1 protein-coding gene is annotated in these 1,508 nt (G+C 71.7%); it reads left to right on the top strand.

Annotated features, from left to right (window positions below; genetic code table 11):
- Positions 1 to 21: 21 nt before the first annotated feature.
- Positions 22 to 1,508: acyltransferase domain-containing protein (locus tag RMT89_RS40130; RefSeq protein WP_315888687.1), on the top strand; the 1,487-nt coding region annotated here is incomplete at its 3' end.

The raw sequence follows: 1,508 nt of genomic DNA, 5'->3' as shown, positions 1-1,508 counted from the left end.
GTGGAGTTGCTGACGGAGGCGGTGGCGTGGCCGCGTGGGGAGCGGGTGCGGCGGGCGGGTGTGTCGTCGTTCGGGGTGAGTGGGACGAACGCGCACGTCATCGTGGAGGAGGCCCCGCTGGAGGAGCCGGCCGCGGTGGGGGCGGCTGTGGTGGAGCCGGTGGTTTCGGGTGCGGTGGTGCCGTGGGTGGTCAGCGGTGGCAGTGCGGGTGGGCTGGTGTCGCAGGCTCGGGCGCTGGCTGACTTTGCGCGGGAGGAGAAGGCGGAAGCGGTGGTGGTGGGGCGGGCGTTGCTGGGGCGTGCCGCGCTCAGGCACCGGCTGGTGGCCTTCGCCGAGGACCGCGAAGGCCTGCTCACTGCGCTGGAGTCCTTCGCCGAACAAGGTGAGTTGGCTGAAGGCGTTGTAGTCGGCTCGGTGGCCGGGCGTTCCAAGTCTGCGTTTGTGTTCTCGGGTCAGGGGGCTCAGCGGGCGGGGATGGGACGGGAGTTGTATGAGGCCTCGCCGGTGTTCGCGCGTGTGCTGGATGAGGTGTGCGGGCAGTTGGATCCGCTGCTGGGCGGGTCGGTGCGTGAGGTGATGTTCGCCGGTGAGAGGGACGAGCCGGCAGCTCAGCTGGACCGGACGGTGTTCACGCAGGCCGCCCTGTTCGCGTTCGAGGTCGCTTTGTTCCGGACGGTGGAGGCGGCCGGGGTGCGGGCGGACTATCTGGCCGGGCATTCGGTGGGGGAGCTGGCGGCCGCCCATGTGGCCGGGGTGTGGTCGCTGGAGGATGCCTGCCGGCTGGTGGCGGCGCGGGGACGGCTGATGCAGGCACTGCCCCAGGGTGGTGCGATGGCCTCCGTGCGGGCCGGCGAGGGCGAGGTGAAAGCCCTCCTCGGGCAGGGGGAGTGGGCCGGCCGGGTGGAGATCGCCGCGGTGAACGGGCCGGCTGCGGTGGTCGTCTCCGGCGACCAGGACGCCGTCGATGCGGTCACCGCCGTCTTCGAGGAGCAGGGACGGCGTGTGCGCGGTCTGCGGGTCTCGCACGCCTTCCACTCCCACCGGATGGAGCCGATGCTGGCCGAGTTCGGCCAGATCGCCGCCTCTGTCACCTACCACGCGCCCACGATCCCGGTGGTCTCCAACGTCACCGGCCGCTTCGCCACCACCGCCGAGCTGATCGATCCCGGCTACTGGGTACGTCAGGTGCGTGGCACCGTCCGCTTCCACGACGGTGTGCGCACCCTTGCCGAGGCGGGGGTGCGTACCTTCGCGGAGATCGGGCCGCGCGGGGTGCTGACCGCGATGGTCACCGACTGCCTGCCCGAGGAGACCACCGACACCAGCGTGTGCGTGGCGTTGACCCGTACCGGACGGGAGGAGACCACCGCCCTCACCGAGGCCCTGGCCCGGCTGTGGACCACCGGCACCGACATCGACTGGGCGACCCTGATCCCGGCCACCGCCGACACCCCCGAGCTGCCCACCTACGCCTTCGACCGCCACCGCTACTGGCTGGAACGCACCAC

The sequence above is a fragment of the Streptomyces sp. P17 genome, assembly GCF_032436805.1.
Taxonomy (GTDB): Bacteria; Actinomycetota; Actinomycetes; order Streptomycetales; family Streptomycetaceae; genus Streptomyces.
Note: the sequence above shows the minus strand (reverse complement) of the source record. Positions and strands in the feature narration are given on the sequence as shown.